The 16933-nt window shown below is 64.1% G+C and carries 10 protein-coding genes, 2 tRNA genes and 1 pseudogene; 2 read left to right on the top strand and 11 right to left on the bottom strand.

Translation table 11 applies throughout. The features are described from left to right. Nucleotides 1-45: 45 nt before the first annotated feature. The 9 genes from C2L64_RS09960 to C2L64_RS09925 all read right to left on the bottom strand — a co-directional run bounded on the left by C2L64_RS09960 (nt 46) and on the right by C2L64_RS09925 (nt 12566). On the bottom strand, nt 46-1833 hold the full coding sequence (locus C2L64_RS09960; protein ID WP_090838413.1) for an AMP-binding protein: 1788 nt from the start codon (nt 1831-1833) through the stop codon (nt 46-48). Between the two features lie 80 nt (nt 1834-1913). Continuing rightward, the gene (locus C2L64_RS09955) at nt 1914-3236 is read right to left on the bottom strand and encodes an acetyl-CoA C-acetyltransferase (RefSeq protein ID WP_090838411.1); all 1323 of its coding nucleotides are present in this window, start codon (nt 3234-3236) and stop codon (nt 1914-1916) included. Further along, nucleotides 3229-3381: a hypothetical protein gene (locus C2L64_RS53155; RefSeq protein ID WP_158660498.1), complete on the bottom strand. Its 153-nt coding sequence runs from the start codon at nt 3379-3381 to the stop codon at nt 3229-3231. The genes C2L64_RS09955 and C2L64_RS53155 overlap by 8 nt, the downstream gene beginning before the upstream one ends. After that, the gene (locus C2L64_RS09950; protein ID WP_007587388.1) at nt 3378-4295 is read right to left on the bottom strand and encodes a MaoC/PaaZ C-terminal domain-containing protein; all 918 of its coding nucleotides are present in this window, start codon (nt 4293-4295) and stop codon (nt 3378-3380) included. The genes C2L64_RS53155 and C2L64_RS09950 overlap by 4 nt, the downstream gene beginning before the upstream one ends. 5 nt (nt 4296-4300) lie before the next feature. Further along, nucleotides 4301-5728, bottom strand: a complete 1428-nt coding sequence (locus tag C2L64_RS09945; RefSeq protein ID WP_090838409.1) for a 3-oxoacyl-ACP reductase — start codon at nt 5726-5728, stop codon at nt 4301-4303. A 210-nt stretch (nt 5729-5938) separates the two neighbouring features. After that, the gene (locus tag C2L64_RS09940; RefSeq protein ID WP_090838407.1) at nt 5939-7255 is read right to left on the bottom strand and encodes a M60 family metallopeptidase; all 1317 of its coding nucleotides are present in this window, start codon (nt 7253-7255) and stop codon (nt 5939-5941) included. 124 nt (nt 7256-7379) lie between these two features. Further along, the gene (locus C2L64_RS09935) at nt 7380-9878 is read right to left on the bottom strand and encodes an acyl-CoA dehydrogenase (protein WP_090838406.1); all 2499 of its coding nucleotides are present in this window, start codon (nt 9876-9878) and stop codon (nt 7380-7382) included. 230 nt (nt 9879-10108) lie between these two features. Further along, nucleotides 10109-11035 carry a TetR/AcrR family transcriptional regulator gene (locus tag C2L64_RS09930; RefSeq protein ID WP_090838404.1) on the bottom strand — a complete coding sequence of 309 codons (927 nt, stop codon included), beginning with the start codon at nt 11033-11035 and terminating at the stop codon, nt 10109-10111. Between the two features lie 307 nt (nt 11036-11342). After that, nucleotides 11343-12566, bottom strand: coding sequence for an MFS transporter (locus C2L64_RS09925; RefSeq protein ID WP_090838402.1), 1224 nt, complete (start codon nt 12564-12566; stop codon nt 11343-11345). 314 nt (nt 12567-12880) lie between these two features. On the opposite strand from C2L64_RS09925, the pseudogene C2L64_RS09920 reads away from it, so the two are divergent. Continuing rightward, nucleotides 12881-13403: pseudogene (locus C2L64_RS09920) on the top strand (GNAT family N-acetyltransferase). A gap of 147 nt (nt 13404-13550) precedes the next feature. On the opposite strand, the gene C2L64_RS09915 reads toward C2L64_RS09920, so the two are convergent. Together C2L64_RS09915 and C2L64_RS09910 are read right to left on the bottom strand one after the other, a co-directional pair. Next, nucleotides 13551-13637, bottom strand: a tRNA-Leu gene (locus tag C2L64_RS09915). Nucleotides 13638-13860: 223 nt separating this feature from the next. After that, nucleotides 13861-13947: transfer RNA gene (locus C2L64_RS09910), tRNA-Leu, on the bottom strand. A 415-nt stretch (nt 13948-14362) separates the two neighbouring features. Here C2L64_RS09910 and rnr point away from each other — a divergent pair. After that, a complete protein-coding gene (rnr, locus tag C2L64_RS09905; protein WP_007587373.1) occupies nt 14363-16828 on the top strand; it encodes a ribonuclease R in 2466 nt (821 codons plus the stop codon). Nucleotides 16829-16933 lie beyond the last annotated feature (105 nt).

Raw genomic sequence — 16933 nt, 5'->3', positions numbered from 1 at the left:
CGCGGAAGGCTTCGCCATTGCTACGCGGTCAGGCGCGCGAAACCGTCACGAGATTGTCTGCTTTGCCAGCTCCTGATCGCGCAGCTCGCGCCGCAGGATCTTGCCGACATTCGTTTGCGGAAGCTCGTCGCGGAACTCGACGACCTTCGGCACCTTGTAGCCTGTGAGATTCTTGCGGCAATGCGCGATCACCTGTTCCTCGGTGAGCGAAGGGTTGCGCCGCACGACGAAGACTTTCACGCGCTCTCCCTGCGCGACGTCGGGAATGCCGATCGCGGCCACTTCGCGCACGTCGGGGTGCATCGCGATCACGTCTTCGATCTCGTTCGGATACACATTAAAACCCGACACAAGAATCATGTCTTTCTTGCGGTCGATCAGCCGGATATAGCCGCGCGAATCCATCACGCCGATATCGCCCGTTGCGAGCCAGCCATCGTCGTCGAGCACCTTCGCGGTTTCGTCGGGACGGTTCCAGTAGCCTTTCATCACCTGCGGACCTTGCACGCACAGCTCGCCCGGCTCGCCGATATTCGCCCAGCTGCCGTCGTCCTTGCGAAAGCGCACGTGAGTGGACGGCGCGGGCAGGCCGATCGAGCCGTCGAACTCGCGCATGTGCTTGAGATCCACCGGGTTCATCGACACGATCGGCGAACATTCCGTCAGCCCATAGCCTTCGATGATCGGCTTGCCCGTCACCTCGCGGAAACGGTCGGCCACGGCCTTTTGCATCGCCATGCCGCCCGCCATCGCGAGCTTGAGCTTCGAGAAATCGCGGTTGCGGAACTCTTCGTTGTCGAGGAACGCGTTGTAGAGCGTGTTGACGGCCGTGATGCCCGTGAAGGTTTCGTTACGCAGGATCTTCATCACCATCTTGATGTCGCGCGGATTCGCGATCAGGATGTTGCGCCCGCCCAGTCCCATGAAGATCATCGCGTTCACGGTCAGCGAGTAGATGTGATAGAGCGGCAGCGGCGTGAGCACCGTTTCGATCTCGTCGGTCAGCTGGCCTTCCGCCCAGACCTTCGCCTGCAACAGATTCGCGACCATGTTCCGGTGCGTGAGCATTGCGCCTTTCGCGACGCCCGTCGTGCCGCCCGTGTATTGCAGGAACGCGAGGTCAGTGGGGGAAATCTGCACGGGCGCGAGCGTGCGTTTAGAGCCCGTTGCGAGCGCATCCAGCAGCGGCACGGCTTGCGGCAGGTTGTACGCGGGCACGAGCTTCTTCACGTGGCGCAGTATGAAGTTGATCAGCTTGCCTTTCAGGTTCAGACCGTCCTTGAGCAGGTCGCCGAGACCCGTGACGATCACGTTCTGCACGCGCGTGCCCGGCAGCGAGTCTTCGACGGTCTTCGCGAAGTTCTCGAACACCACGATGGTCTGCACGGCGCTATCCTTCAACTGATGCGACAGTTCGCGCACCGTATAGAGCGGATTCACGTTGACGACGATCGCGCCCGCCTTCAGCGTGCCGAACAGCGCGATGGGATACTGGAACGTGTTCGGCAGCATGATCGCGACGCGGTCGCCGGGCTTCACGCCGATGCTCTGCAAGTAGGCCGCAAACGCGGTCGCCTTGCGCGCCAGTTCGGCGTACGTGAGACTTTCGCCGACGCTTACATAGGCGACGCGCTCGCGAAAGCGCGTCGTGCATTCGTCGAAGAACTCGACGAGCGACGCATACTGCGACACGTCGATCTCGCGCGGCACATCGGGTGCATACGATGCATACCAGATGCCGTCCGTGTTCGGCGCGCGCTGCGCTTGCGTCTGTGCTTGCGTCTGAGTTTGCATCTGCGTCTGCGTGGATTGTGATGTCGTCGGCTCGGTCATAGCGGTGTCTCCCGGTGTACTAGCTTTGTCGTTGTATGTGTCGTGTGCATGAATCGTGCGGGTACGGATGGCGCGCGATTCTACCGTTCCAGAATCGCGACCACCCCCTGGCCGCCCGCCGCGCAGATCGAAATCAGCCCGCGCGTGGTGCCCGCCGGCTTGTCGAGCTGCGCGAGCAGCTTCGCGAGTCCCGCGACGATCCGTCCGCCTGTGGCGGCGAACGGATGGCCTGTCGCGAGCGATCCGCCGTTCACGTTCATTTTCGCGCGATCGATGGTTCCCAGCGCGCCTTCGAGTCCCAGTTGCGTGCGGCAGTACTCATCGTCCTGCCAGGCGGCGAGCGTGCAGAGCACCTGCGCTGCGAACGCCTCGTGAATTTCGTAAAAATCGAAATCCTGCAACGTCAGGCCCGCGCGTTTCAGCATGCGCGGCACGGCGTGCGCGGGCGCCATCAGCAACCCCTCCTTTTTCTCGAAGAAATCGACTGCGGCCGTCTCGTGCCACGTGAGCCACGCAAGCACGGGAAGGCCGCGCGCCGCCGCCCATTCCTCGCTGGCGAGCAGCACGGCCGATGCGCCGTCCGTCAGCGGCGTCGAGTTGCCCGCCGTCATCGTGCCCGCATCGCGGTCGAACACGGGTTTCAGCGTGGCCAGCTTGTCCAGCGTCAGATCGCTGCGCAGGTTGTTGTCGCGCGCGAGACCGCGAAAGGGCGTCATCAGGTCGTTCAGAAAGCCGCGCGCGTACGCTTCCGTCAGCTTGCGGTGGCTATCGTAGGCGAGCACATCTTGTGCCTCGCGCGAAATGCCCCAACGCTTGGCCATCAGCTCGCAGTGCTCGCCCATCGACAGCCCCGTGCGCGGCTCGCTGTTACGCGGCAATAGCGGCTTGAAGAACATGCCGGGGCGCAGCTTCGCGAGCGCGCCGACGCGCTGTCCCGCCGACTTGCCGCGGTTCGCTTCGAGCAGGATCTTGCGCATCCGTTCGTTGACACCGATGGGCGCATCCGACGTCGTATCGGCGCCGCCCGCAATGCCCGCGTCGATCTGGCCGAGCGCGATCTTGTTGGCCACCAGAATCGCCGCTTCGAGGCCCGTGCCGCATGCCTGCTGCACGTCGTAGGCGGGCGTTTCCTTCGCCAGCGTGGTCGACAGCACGGCTTCGCGCGTCAGGTTGTAGTCGCGCGAATGCTTGATGACGGCGCCCGCCGCGACTTCGCCGAGGCGCTCGCCATGCAGGTTGTAGCGGTCGATCAGACCTTGCAGCGTGAACGTCAGCATGTCCTGGTTCGAGGCCGTCGCGTAGGCCGTGTTCGAGCGCGCGAACGGGATGCGGTTGCCGCCCAGGATCGCGACGCGGCGCGCGGTGGGAAGCGCTTGTAAGAATGGGTGTGACGAGTCAGGCATCAATGGGCTCCCGGGTCGTGTCCGTCTGTTGGGCGGATCGGATCGTGCATGCAGCGCCCGGCACCTGCTTGAAACGAATCAGGCCGGGCATTGATTCCAACGTCGGATGCATGTCGTGCAGCGCGGTGCGCACGGCAATCGTCATTGCAGATTCCACTGGAAGCGGCCGCGCAGATGTGGCTTGCCGCCTTCGGGATCGCGCACTTCGAAGTCGCGCGCAGTGGGCGAGGGCGATGCCGTCCACAGCGACGCTTCGCCCGGCAGCAGGATCGGCAGCTTGAATTCGCCTGCGAGTGTCGCGTCGGCGAGGCGCTTGGGCGGCTGTAGTGCCGCCGCCGTGCGTGCGAGCGTCCACATGCCGTGCGCGATCGCGCGCGGAAAGCCGAACGCTTTTGCTGAGAGCATCGACAGATGGATCGGATTGAAGTCGCCGGATGCCTTCGCGTAGTCGCGGCCCAGTTGCGACGGCAGTTGCCAGCGCGCCGCGCGCACGAGCGCGTCGCCCGCCGTCTCCAGCGGCGCGAGCGGATCGCCGCTCGCCGCGACGCCGCGCTTCAGATAGACGCTGTCGCCGTCCCAGACGGCCTCGCCGCGCCGGTAGACGCGCGTCTGCACCACGAACGCCTGGCCCTTGTCGTGGCGCAGGCGCGCGCCGAATTCGACTTCGACGCGCAAGGTGTCGTCGAACGAAAGCGGGCGGCGCATGTGCACGCTGTTGGCCAGATGGACGAGGCCGAGGGCGGACCATGGAAACGCCGGGTCGGTCAGCAACAGCAGATGCAGCGGAAACGCCAGCAGATGCGGGAACGTGAACGGAATGCCCTGCTCGGGGAAAAAGCCGCACACGCGCGCATAGCGCTCGATCGCGACGGAATCGAGCGACACGGCGGGGCGCACGAGCCGAAGCGCGGGTAGATCGGTCGGACGGTTGCGCTGGAAGCCCTTGACGACGCCAGTCAGCGCCCGCGCGTACAGCTTCGCGGGTTTGGGCAGCTCCGGCAGCACGACGGTTCTCAGGCGCGGCGCGCCGAACATCGAGCTGGAGTCGTAGAACGCCATGACGGTCACGCTCCTATCAGGCTTTGCCCGCACACACGCACGACCTGGCCTGTCACGCCCGCCGAGCCGGGATGCGCAAGCCATGCGATGGTCTGCGCGACGTCGGCGGGCTGGCCGCCCTGGCTCATCGAATTCATCCGCCGGCCGGCTTCGCGCAGCGCGAGCGGCATCTTCGCGGTCATCTGCGTTTCGATGAAGCCGGGCGCGACCGCGTTGATCGTGATGCGACGCGCGGCCAGATACGGCGCCATGCCCTGCACGCGGCCGATCACGCCCGCTTTCGATGCCGCGTAGTTGGTCTGTCCCATGTTTCCCGCGATACCGCTGATCGACGATACACAGACAATGCGCCCGCCATCGCGCAGCGTGCCCGCTTCGAGCAGCGCGTCGTCGATGCGCTCCTGCGCCGACAGATTGATGTCGATCACGCTGCGCCACGCCGCTTCCGTCATCTTCGCGATGGTTTTGTCTTTCGTGATGCCCGCGTTGTGCACAAAAACGTCGACGCCGAGCTCGTCGAGCGCCGCGGCGATCTGCGCGGGCGTTTCGGGCGCGGCGATGTCGAGCGCGAGCGCCGTGCCGCCGAGCTGGCGCAGGGTGGCGTCGAGTGCGTCGGTGGCGCTGGGTATGTCGATGCCGATCACATGTGCGCCTTGCGCCGCGAGCACGTTTGCAATCGCCGCGCCGATGCCGCGCGCCGCGCCCGTCACGACGGCGCGCTGGCCGGCAAGCGGCTGGGTCCAGTCGAAGTCCTCGCCGAAGTGCTGCGCGATTCCGCCCGGCGCCGCGCCGATCCGCACGACCTGGCCCGACACATACGCCGAACGCGGCGACAGGAAGAAGCGCAACGTCGATTCGATGCCGCTTTCGGCGCCTTGCGACACATAAATCAGATTCGCCGCGATGCCGCGCCGCGCTTCCTTGCCGAGCGAGCGCGTCACGCCTTCGAGCGCGCGTTGCGCCGTCCACTGGCGCGGGTTGGCGCACGCTTCGGGCGGCCGGCCGAGCACGACGATCCGGCCGCATTTGTCGAGCGAGCGCAGCGCGTCGTGAAAGAACGTGTAGAGCGACTCGAGCTGCGCGCTGCTTTCGATGCCGCTCGCATCGAACACGAGCGCCCGCACGCGCGCCTGCGAGCCGGTTGCGGGATCGGCGGGTTCAAAGCGGCCCGTCATCAGCCCGTGGCGGTTGGCGAGCGGCACCCACAGGCCCGCGCTGACATGCGCGACGCTCGTCATGCCGATATGCGCGACGACATCGGCGAGCGCGTCGAGCAATTGCGGCGCCGGCCCCGCGCCGACGGCGACGATGCCGTCGAATTCCGGCGCATCGGCTCGGTAGCGGCGCAGTACCTCGGGCTTCGGCAAACCGAGCGAGCGCGCGACCCGCGCGCCCAGCGGCGAATTGACGAAGTTCAGGTAGGAATCGTTCACGTTATTGGCTCCTGGCTCCTGGCCCCCGGACCGGCGGATGAACGACAGTGTGCACGGAGCGCGTGACTTGCCGCAAGTTGGGGGACGGATTTGCGAGGGCGGGGTGTCTGCATGGGCATGTTGCAGTGCGTTGTGCGGGGCCGCTCGCGCGTGGGGCCGATTCTGTCATGGGCCAGTCGCGCCGCAGCTGGAAGCTTCAGCCCTGGCCGGTCAGGTTTCGATCGCGCGCACGGGAAGACGCAGCGCGGCGATCTTGCCGTAGGCGTCCGCGCTGGCCCGCAAGCCCCATTTTTCGAAGAACGGACGCAGGTCGTTGCCGGCTACCGTGCACATCGCCACCACGAACTGGTCGACCTTTTTTGCCTCCGATACGTCGTAAGGCAGAGGATGCTCGCGGTAATACCTGAACAGCCGGGTGAAAAGATCCCAGCCGTAGGCGCGCTTCAGCTGATCGAACATCACGAGCCGCACGAACGCGAGATCGTCGTACTCGCCTTCCACGTCGGATACGTAGTCGCGCGACGCACGGGCGAGATAGTCGCGCGCACGCTCGCGAGGCGTGATGCCGTCGTATTCGGCCACGTCCAGCCGGTTGGGCTCGCCCATCTTCTCCTGCACATACAGCGAGAACAGATTGACGGAGACTTCGGCCAGCGATTCCCATGTCCAGGAGTCCTGCTGGTGTGTATGACCGACCTCATGCCAGATAGCCCACTCACTGCGCAGACGCGCCGGGTCGGTCAGATCGGCCGTGTTCTCCGCGAACATGCCGATGAACTGGTCGGTGGCGTACATGTACATCCCCTTCCTTTCCTTGGGCGAGGTGCGGAAGTCGACCACGAAGTGCTCGCGCAGCGGCGTGCGCGCGTCGGCCGGTTTTGTGTCGTCGAATCCTGCCAGCGCATCCTGCATCGCCAGCACCTGCCCGATGGTCGCCAGGGTGGCCGATGGATCGGCGACGGGATCGCGCCGAAACACGCCGCGTGGCAACGTGATCATGCTGTGCTGGTCGACGAGCTGAACGAACGGCGCGTCCGCGTAGTTGTCCAGTTGCGTCCGCCAGTCGTCCATGCTCGTGTGGCCTTGCACGAAGAGGGGCAGCGGCTTGCCATCCGCGATCGATACATCGACTTCAGTCGACATGGCGGGCTTGCCGGCCGGCGCGGTGATCGTGATGAACAGCGGACCGTTCTGCCTGGCGACGAACCGGTTGTTGCCGTTGCGCAGCGGCGCGGCCTGCTGATTCCGCGACGACTTTCCGATCATGCGACGGAAGCCGACCATCGCGCGTGCACGATACCCGCTGGGCATGCCGCCGACGTTCACGCGCACGGTTTCGCCCTTGCGCACGTAGCGACCCGTGGGTTGCTGATCCGACAGCTGCATGATGGTGTTCATGCGCTTCATCTCGGCTTCGGCCGAGGGTAGCGGCGTGAATGAATAGCGTCCTGACCGGTTGTCGAAATTGGTGGCGGACGCCGCCGAGGCAATAAAGGCAAGGCCGACAAGTGTTGGAATCCTTAGCATCTGTATGTCCCTTCTTCGAATTTTTATGGGGGAATACTAACGGATTGGCAACGAAAGCAGGGCGTTTGCCGGCCGACGCCCTGCAGCAACCATCAAACGATGCGTGGCGAATCGAGCGAATGCGTCACGCGGCCAGTTCCATCGCCTTGTCGAGCGCTTCCTTGCGCCGCTGCAGGTCGGCGAGCAGGCCGAAGTCGGCGGGAAAATCGTCGACCTTGACGACTTCTGCGCCATAACGCGCGTAGTCGTCGAGCACCTTGCGCTCGTCTTCGTCGATCAGCCCGCGCTGCTGCGCCCCTTCCGTCCATTCGGCGAGATCGGCGAGGCTTTGCGGAATCGGCTCGATGCGGCCACGTTTGATCGCTTCGCGCAAGCGCTGTTCGAGATGCGCGACCTGCGGCGTCAGCGCAAAGGCCAGCTCGCCGTAGCAGATGGCGTCGACGCCGGCATGCGGCACGTACGAGTCCGCGAGCAGCCGGTCGCGCGTGTCGCCCGGCGTCTGCATCAGCTCGGCGATCGCGCTGCCGAGCGCATCGGACGGCGCGCGATGCGGCAGGCCGAACGGAAACGCGAGCACCCGCACGAGGCCTGCGGCGAAGCGGTTCGGATAGTTTTGCAGCACGCCGTCCAGCGCAATTTGCGCGCGATACAGTGCATCTTCGACGCCCCATTGCACGAGCGCCAGATCGCTGCCGTGACGGCCTTCGTCTTCGAAGCGCTTGAGCGTCGCGGAGATCAGATAGAGCTGCGACAGTACGTCGCCCAGGCGCGCCGAGATGCGCTCGCGCCGCTTCAGTTCGCCGCCGAGCACGAGCATCGACACGTCGGCGAGCAGTGCGAAGATGGTAGAAAGGCGCGTCGCCGCGCGGTAGTAGCGCGTGAGCGGCGCGTGCGCGCGCTGCGGCTTCGCGATCAGCACGCCGCCCGTCAGGCCATGCACTAAGCTGCGCACCGCGTTCGACAGCGTGAAGCTCATATGCCCGAAGAACGCGTCGTCGAAATCGCGCAGCGCCTTCGCGCGGTCGGGTTCGCGCGTCGCGGCCATTTCCTTGAGCACATATGGATGGCAGCGGATTGCCCCTTGGCCGAAGATGATCAGGCAGCGCGTGAGAATATTCGCGCCTTCGACGGTGATCGAAATGGGCACCTGCTGGTACGCGCGCGCAAGAAAGTTCGACGGCCCCATGCAGATGCCTTTGCCTGCGACGACATCCATGCCGTCGTCGATCACTTCGCGGTTGCGCTCGGTGATGTGGTACTTCGAGATCGCCGAAATCACCGACGGCTTTTCGCCGAGATCGACGGCCTGCGCGGACAGGCGGCGCGCGGCGTCCATCACGTAGAGGTTGCCGCCCATGCGGCCGAGCGCTTCCTGCACGCCCTCGAACTTGCCGATCGCCGTGCGGAACTGGCGCCGCACGGCCGCATACGCGCCGACGCCGCGTACCGCGAGCTTCGACATGCCAACATTCGACGACGGCAGCGAAATCGCGCGGCCCGCCGCGAGGCATTCCATCAGCATGCGCCAGCCGTTGCCGACCTGTGCGCGTCCGCCGATTACCCAGTCGAGCGGGATGAACACGTCGTTGCCCCAGTTCGGGCCGTTCTGGAACACGGCGTTGAGCGGCCAGTGACGGCGGCCGATGTTCACGCCCGGATGGCTGGTCGGAATCAGCGCGCAGGTGATGCCCGGTTCGTCATCGCTGCCGAGCAGATGGTCGGGATCGAGCGCGCGGAACGCGAGGCCGAGCACCGTCGCAATCGGCCCGAGCGTGATGTAGCGCTTGTTCCACGTGACGCGAAAGCCGAGCGTCTCGCGCCCCTCGAACGTACCTTTGCAGATGATGCCGACGTCGGGAATCGCCGCCGCGTCGGAGCCTGCGTAAGGGCTCGTCAGCGCGAAGCAGGGGATCTCGTCGCCGCGCGCGAGACGCGGCAGATAGTGGTTCTTCTGCGCGTCGGTGCCGTAGTGCAGCAGCAGTTCGGCGGGGCCGAGCGAGTTCGGCACCATCACGGAGACGGCGGCCGCCGAGCAGCGCGTCGAAAGCTTCATGATGACCTGCGAATGCGCGTAGGCGCCGAAGCCTTTGCCGCCGTACTGCTTCGGGATGATCATCCCGAGAAAGCCTTTGTCCTTGACGAATTGCCACGCTTGCGGCGACAGGTCCTGCCAGATGGCCGTGGTTTCCCAGTCGTTCGCAAGGTCGCAGAGTTGCTCGCACTCGTTGTCCAGGAACGCCTGTTCCTCGACCGACAGCTTGGCCGGGCCGTAGCCGAGCAGGGTGTCCCAATGCGGGCGTCCGGAGAAGAGCGAGGCGTCCCACCAGACGGTGCCCGCTTCGATCGCGTCGCGCTCGGTCGGCGACATGTCGGGCAGGATCTTGCGGAACAGGTCGAGCACCCGCGCGCTGAGCCACGCGCGGCGCAGCGGTTTGAGCGTCAGCACCAGCGCGGGAAGGACGAGGACGATCGAGAGCAGGATCGTCGCCGTCGCGCCGGCTGCGCGCGTCAGGAAGGCAGCGGCGACCCACACGACGAGGAACGCGAGCCACCACGAGGCACGCGCCTGCACGTAGACGAGCGCCGCAGCGGCGACGATCAGCGCAACGATGAACCACGTCATGGCGATCCCTCCTTGTCGATTTTTCAGGGCGAGCGCGGATTGCGATGCACGGCCGGCTCGCGATGCATTCGAGTTGTCTGGTGCGGGGCGAGCGCCCGCTCTTATCCGTTGCAGCCTGTGTGCCCGCCGCACCGAGCGGCGCGTCTCATGCGGTTCAGGACAGGCGTGGTGTCGTTTGATTTGAAGCGCAGGCACCTGTGAAGATACCTGCATGTTTGTCGCAGCGGGCGTCAGCCATGCGTCGCGTAGTGTGTGCCGTAGTCCCGCGTGTCGGCCTGCCGGTCCGCTTGTGCCGGTTGCGCAAATGATACCAGGCCGGTGCGGTGGGCCGCGTCTGTCGATGGGTGCTGCAGCGGTGCTTGCGGCGTCGATTGAGTCTGCGGCTCCGATGCCACTGCCGGCTGTGATCCTGCCTCCGCCGCCTGCCGAACCGCGTCGCACGCGATGTCGGCGCTGCCCGCATCGCCGAGCACGGAGGCGAACACGGCGAGCTGGCTCGCGTCGGGCAGCGGCGCCTTCAGCGCGGACACGATCAGCGACGCGAGCCGCGCGATCAGCTGCAGATCGTTCATCGACTTGCCTTGCGAGAACTCGTTGATCAGGCTGTCGGTGTCGGCGCCCGCCAGCACGCCGGAGAGCGCGCCGATCGCGAAGTGCAGCCGCCAGCCGAGTTCCTCGCGCGGCAGATGCGGCAGCGCGCGCTGGAACGCCTCGAAAAAGCGCACGGCGACGGACGCGTAGTGCGCGTTGAGGAATTCGCGGATGAACGGCGACGGATCGGTGTATGCGCGGCCCAGCAGCCGCAGGAACGCCTTGCCGCCGATCCGCGTGTCGCGCGATACCCGCAGCGCCGGAATGAACATCGCGCCCAGCACGTGCTCGCAGGTCAGTCGCGCGCCGAGCATCGTGTCGAAGCGGTCGAGCAGCTTGACGCGCTCCTGATTCAGCAGATCGAGGCGGCGCGACAGCATCGCGTGCATCAGCGCTTCCTTGCTGCCGAAGTGGTAGTTGACGGCGGCCAGATTGACCTCCGCCTTCGACGTGATCTGCCGCAGCGACATTGCTTCATAACCGCATTCGATGAAGAGCGTCTCGGCAGCATCGAGGATGCGCGATTTCGTGTCGCCGGCCTGGCGGCTCGTTGTCCGTGTCGTCATTTGTGTCTCCCTGTGTCGGCCGGAGTTGGCGCTTCAGCGCCTTACTCCGGGCCCATCGAAACAATCGATTCAAATTGAAATTTGAAACGTGCGTTCTTTTTCAGGATAAGAATGGAGTCGGTGATCGGGCAAGAGGCGAGTGTCGATAAACCCCTCTAAAAGTGTCCGACCGCGCGAGCCCTCGCAGACGACGCGGACAAAAAAGGCCGCTCCGAAACGAATCGGAGCGGCCTCGTATCTGCTGCATTGGCCCGGGCGCCGTCGCGCCCTTATGTTGAGTGTGCGGTTGGATATGCGGTGCGTGCGCTCAGTGCACCGTCGCCGCGACCTGTTCGGCAGATTGGGTCATATCTATGCCGCGCCGTTCGCGGCTGAACAGGATAAAGACGGCGATCACGACGGCCACGATGCCGATCACCGTCGCCATCACGGTCGCGTAGTCGTTGCCGTGCGCTTCGGCGATGCCCGCCTGGAGCGGCCCGTTCACCGACGCGATCAGGTTGCCAAGCTGGTAAACGAGTCCTGGAAAGGTCGCGCGAATTTCATCCGGCGAAATTTCGTTCAGATGCACCGGAATCACGCCCCATGCGCCTTGCACCGAAATCTGCATCAGGAATGCGCCCGCTGCGAGCAGCACGGGCGTCGACGAGAACGCCCACAGCGGCAGTACGGGCAGCGCGATCAGCGCGGCGATGCAGATAGCGCGCTTGCGGCCGATCCGCTCCGACAGCGCGCCGAAGAACAGGCCGCCGCAGATCGCGCCGATGTTCAGCACGATCGTGATCCATTGCACGGTATGGGCGTCGTGGTTGTGCTGCACGCGCAGGAAGGTCGGATACAGGTCTTGTGAGCCGTGCGAGAAGAAGTTGAACGCCGTCATCAGGATGATCGCGTAGACCGACAGCTTCCAGTTCTGCTTGAGCGTGGCCACGAGGCCGGGGCGGGTCTTCTTTTCGAGCGTCTTGAACGCGGGCGACTCGGGCACGTGCGCACGGATGTACAGCACGAGCAGTGCAGGCAGCACACCGATGAAGAACATGCCGCGCCAGCCGATATACTGGTACAACTGCCCGAACACGAGTCCCGCGAGCAGATAGCCGCTCGGATAGCCCGCCTGCAGCAGGCCGGAGACGAAGCCGCGTGCTTTGGGCGGCACGGTTTCCATCGTCAGTGCGCCGCCGACGCCCCATTCGCCGCCCATCGCGATGCCGAACAGGGCGCGCAGCACGAGCAGCGTAGTGAGATTCGGCGAGAGGCCGGACAACAGCTCCAGCAGCGAAAAGCACGCGATGTTGACCATCAGCGTGGGACGGCGGCCGAACTTGTCGGCGAGGTAGCCGAAGATGAGTGCGCCGACGGGCCGCATCATCAGGGTCAACATGATGGCGAACGAAACCGATTTGATATCGGTGCCGAATTCGCTTGCGATATCTTTCAGGACGAAAACCATTAGAAAGAAATCGAATGCGTCCAGAGTCCAGCCTAAATATGCCGCGATCGTGACGTTTCTCTGTTCCCGAGTCCAGCTCATTTCAATTGTTCTCCTGTCGATCGGAGTTGGCGCTTTAGCGCTTACTCTGATTTCATGCAACCTGGTTGCGGTCTCCAATAGTTCGTGCCATTCAATAATCGGTGAAAGACCTGGGATGGCACGGCGTGCCCCGTAGCTGAAGGCTTCGACGAGTGTACGCCGACCATTAAGCGGTTGCATGAAACAAGCCAGCTTTGTCAGTGCTTATCCCTAGATAATCGTTTTCGGAATGAGCAATAATGTTTGGCGAATGTAATTAATGTATTGATTTCGATTGAATGTGGTTTGTGATTCGTAATTTACGGGAATAACAATTGCTGCCTTCTTTCGCTTCGCAGAGGCTGGCTTTAAAGCCGCGCACGCTCGCCGATCTCGACGATTGCATCGCGATGGATCGTGATCCTGAGGTCACGCGGCATGTCGACGGTCCGTGGCATGAGCCGGATGCGCATCGGCGGTTTGTCGTGGATCGCATCACGCGCGCGTATCCGTATGGACTTCGGCTACTGGTCGATTTTCGAGAGCAGCGCGCCCGCGCGTTTTGTCGGTTGGGTGCTGCTGATTCCGGAAGACACACATGGGCCGGAGGTCGAGATCGGCTGGCGGCTCGTGCGCGATGCCTGGGGCAGAGGCATCGCCAGCGAGGCGGCGCGTATCGTTGTCGCGCATGCGTTTGGCACGGTTGGGCTGGAGTCGGTGGTTGCGGGTATCGCCGAGGGCAATGTCGCTTCGCAGCGCATCGCGCAGAAGCTGGGGATGAAGCGCGAGGGGAATGTGGACGGATATGTCCGGTTCAGGCTGGCGCGCGCTGACTTGGGCATCCGTCGTTCAAGCTGATGCGATGTTCGTACCGTATGAACACGCGAAATCACTGAACACGCAGGTCGTTCCGTTAAGGATCCAGCCCGCATGAGACCGATCAAAAACAAAAAACCCCGCAGGCTTATCGCTTTGCGGGGTCATTTGTTTGCAGCTTCGAGAGAGTGGTGCCCAGGAGAGGACTCGAACCTCCACGGTGTTGCCACCGCTAGGACCTGAACCTAGTGCGTCTACCAATTCCGCCACCTGGGCACGTCTCAAGCTAGACCGCTATTTTAACGAGAAGATTCTGCGTGTCAATCGGTATTTTGAAAGCGCTTCATCTTTTCGTCAGGTTGTTCGCGCATCAAATGACTCGACGATCAACCGTTACTGCAACTTCCTGCGTTGCTTCCTCGCGATCTTAAAACGGCCGCGAAGCGCAATGCACTCACAACAATGAAAAACCGCCCGAAGGCGGCTTTTCATTTGAATCTGGTGCCCAAGAGAGGACTCGAACCTCCACGGTGTTGCCACCGCTAGGACCTGAACCTAGTGCGTCTACCAATTTCGCCACCTGGGCAAGGTGCGTTTGAAGCAGCGACCGAGATTATAGCGGGTCGAAGAATCGTGTCAAGCATTTCGCGAAAACATTCGCACGACAGCCGCAACGCTCGCGCACGAGCACCGCGCGCGTCGCGCAATCGCCCGCCGGGCGGCGCGTAGCGGGCGAGACGGGTGTTAGAATCGCCGCAGTAGCAGGCTGGCGCCGGGCATCCGTCCGTGGTCCGCGTGACGGGCCGGCGGGGTCTCGGTCGAGGCCTCGCTCAGGGCCGCATTCGCGGCCGCACGGTTGTCGACGGTCAGAGAGCAGTCGCAGTCAACGAAGTCATCGAAGTCATCGAAGTCACAAGAGCAGCAGTTGCAGTTCAAGTTCAGTTAGAGCAGCGTCACCATCCGCCGACGTCCACGCAACGAGAACAATCATCGACAAGCCCTTGAGCAAATATCCGTATCCGATTCCAAGCCGCGAAGAAATCCTCGGCGTGCTGCGCACGAGTGAAACGCCGCTTGCAGCGAACGACATCGCCGAAGCGCTGTCGATCAAGCGCCAGGAGCGCGAAGGGTTTTTCAAGCGCCTTGCCGCGATGGAGCGTGATGGCCAGATCAGACTCGATCAGCGCGGCCATTATCAGCTGACTCATCCGTCGAACTTCGTCGCGGGCCGCGTGCAGGGCCATCGCGACGGCTACGGTTTTCTGATCCGCGACGACGGCCAGGACGACCTGTTCCTGCCGACGGGCGAAATGCAGAAGGTCATGCACAACGATCGCGTGCTGGCGCGCATCGTCGGCTATGACCGGCGCGGGCGCCCCGAAGGCCACATCGTCGAGGTGACGGACCGCGCGAACAAGCGCGTGATCGGCCGGTTGCTGAACGAGAACGGTGCGCTGATCGTCGCGCCCGAAGAAAAGCGCATTGGCCACGACATCCTGATTACGCAGAACACGAAGAAGGCGAAGGTCGGGCAAGTGGTGGTCGTCGAGCTGACGGACTTTCCGAGCCGCCATTCGCAGCCACTGGGGCGCGTCGTCGAAGTGCTCGGCGACATCGACGATCCCGGCATGGAAATCGAAATCGCCGTGCGCAAGTACGGTGTGCCGCACGAGTTCAGCCAGGCTGCCCTCGACGCCGCCGCAAAGCTGCCCGACGAAGTGCGGCCTGTCGATATGAAGCACCGCGTCGACCTGCGCGACGTGCCGCTCGTCACGATCGACGGCGAAGATGCGCGCGACTTCGACGACGCCGTCTACTGCGAGCCGGTGAAGGTCGGGCGCGGCGACGGTTTCCGGTTGATCGTCGCGATTGCCGACGTGTCGCACTATGTGCTGCCCGACGGCGGCCTCGATGTCGATGCGATCGAGCGCAGCACGTCGGTGTATTTCCCGCGCCGCGTGATCCCCATGCTGCCGGAAAAGCTGTCGAACGGACTGTGTTCGCTCAATCCGAACGTAGACCGGTGCGTGCTGGTGTGCGACATGGTCATCACCGCGCGCGGCGAGATCAAGGCGTATCAGTTCTACCCGGGCGTCATGCATTCGGCCGCGCGTCTCACGTACACGGAAGTCGCGGCCGTGCTGACCAACACGAAGGGTCCGGAAGCGACGCGCCGTGCCGCTTTGCTGCCGCAATTGCAGAATCTGTATGGCGTCTACAAGTCGCTCTTCGCCGCGCGCCAGAAGCGCGGTGCGATCGACTTCGATACGACGGAGACGTACATCGTCTGCAATGCGCAGGGCAAGATCGAGCAGATCGTGCCGCGTCATCGCAACGAAGCGCACAAGCTGATCGAAGAATGCATGCTGGCCGCGAACGTCTGCGCGGCCGACTTCATGAAGCGCAACAAGCATCCGGGTCTGTACCGCGTGCACGCGGGGCCGACGACGGAGCGCCTGGAGAATCTGCGCACGTTCCTGCGTGGCATGGGCCTGACGCTCGGCGGCGGCGACACGCCGCACGCCAGCGACTACGCCGCGCTGATGGCGCACATCCGCGATCGTCCCGACGCGCAGATGCTGCAGACGATGCTGTTGCGCTCGATGCAGCAGGCCGTCTACAGTCCGGACAATATCGGCCACTTCGGTCTGGCATATGAAGCGTACGCGCACTTCACGAGCCCGATTCGCCGCTATCCCGACCTGCTCACGCACCGCGCGATTTACGCGATCCTGCAGGGCCGCAAGTACGAGCCGAAGGCGCCGCATGGCGTCGAGCTGAACACGGCGCTGTCGCCGCGCGCCCGCGCGCTGCAGGCGGAAGACGAGAAGCGCGGCAATCGCCCCGACCGCGGCCGTCCGAACACGGCGATCTGGGAAGAGCTCGGCCTGCATTGCTCGGCGAACGAGCGCCGCGCGGACGAAGCATCGCGCGACGTTGAAGCGTGGCTCAAGTGCTACTTCATGCGCGACAAGCTCGGCGAAGAGTATGGCGGCATGGTGAGCGGCGTGACGTCGTTCGGCATCTTCGTACAACTCGATGCGCTCTTTATCGAAGGGCTCGTGCACGTGACCGAACTCGGCTCGGACTACTTCCAGTACGACGAGATCAAGAACGAGCTGCGCGGCGAGCGCACGGGCATCCGTTATCGTTTGTCGGATCGCGTGCGGGTGCAGGTGAGCCGCGTCGATCTCGACGCGCGCAAGATCGATTTCCGTCTGGTGCGCGACACGCCCGTGAAGTCGCAGTCGCATCGCGGGAACCCGGTGGACAAGGCGAGCGATCTCGGCGGCCCGCGCGTGCGTCCTGTCGACCGCGCGGCACAGGTCGACGGCGCGCGGCGCAAGAAAGCTGCGCCTGCGCAGACAGCGGCCGTAAAGGAGGCGCGTACGGCGCGCAAGGCGGCGGCGTCGAAGAAGCGCGCGGCGTCGAAGTCGACCGCGAAGCCGGTCCACAAGAAGCGTTGATTCTGTATTAACGCCGCGCGCGCGTCATGCGTGCGCGGCGCTCATTCTCATCGGGCGCGCCCTGACCGGTTCGATAGGTTCGATTGGTTCAGAAAGGCGCGCTCA

The sequence above is a fragment of the Paraburkholderia hospita genome (assembly GCF_002902965.1).
In the GTDB taxonomy this organism is placed as follows: Bacteria; Pseudomonadota; Gammaproteobacteria; order Burkholderiales; family Burkholderiaceae; genus Paraburkholderia; species Paraburkholderia hospita.
Note: the sequence above shows the minus strand (reverse complement) of the source record. Positions and strands in the feature narration are given on the sequence as shown.

Coding starts and splice junctions, on each gene's coding strand:
- C2L64_RS09960 (WP_090838413.1), bottom strand. CDS start 1,833: ATGACCGAGCCGACGACATCACAATCCACGCAGACGCAGATGCAAACT.
- C2L64_RS09955 (WP_090838411.1), bottom strand. CDS start 3,236: ATGCCTGACTCGTCACACCCATTCTTACAAGCGCTTCCCACCGCGCGC.
- C2L64_RS53155 (WP_158660498.1), bottom strand. CDS start 3,381: ATGACGATTGCCGTGCGCACCGCGCTGCACGACATGCATCCGACGTTG.
- C2L64_RS09950 (WP_007587388.1), bottom strand. CDS start 4,295: ATGGCGTTCTACGACTCCAGCTCGATGTTCGGCGCGCCGCGCCTGAGA.
- C2L64_RS09940 (WP_090838407.1), bottom strand. CDS start 7,255: ATGCTAAGGATTCCAACACTTGTCGGCCTTGCCTTTATTGCCTCGGCG.
- C2L64_RS09935 (WP_090838406.1), bottom strand. CDS start 9,878: ATGACGTGGTTCATCGTTGCGCTGATCGTCGCCGCTGCGGCGCTCGTC.
- C2L64_RS09930 (WP_090838404.1), bottom strand. CDS start 11,035: ATGACGACACGGACAACGAGCCGCCAGGCCGGCGACACGAAATCGCGC.
- C2L64_RS09925 (WP_090838402.1), bottom strand. CDS start 12,566: ATGAGCTGGACTCGGGAACAGAGAAACGTCACGATCGCGGCATATTTA.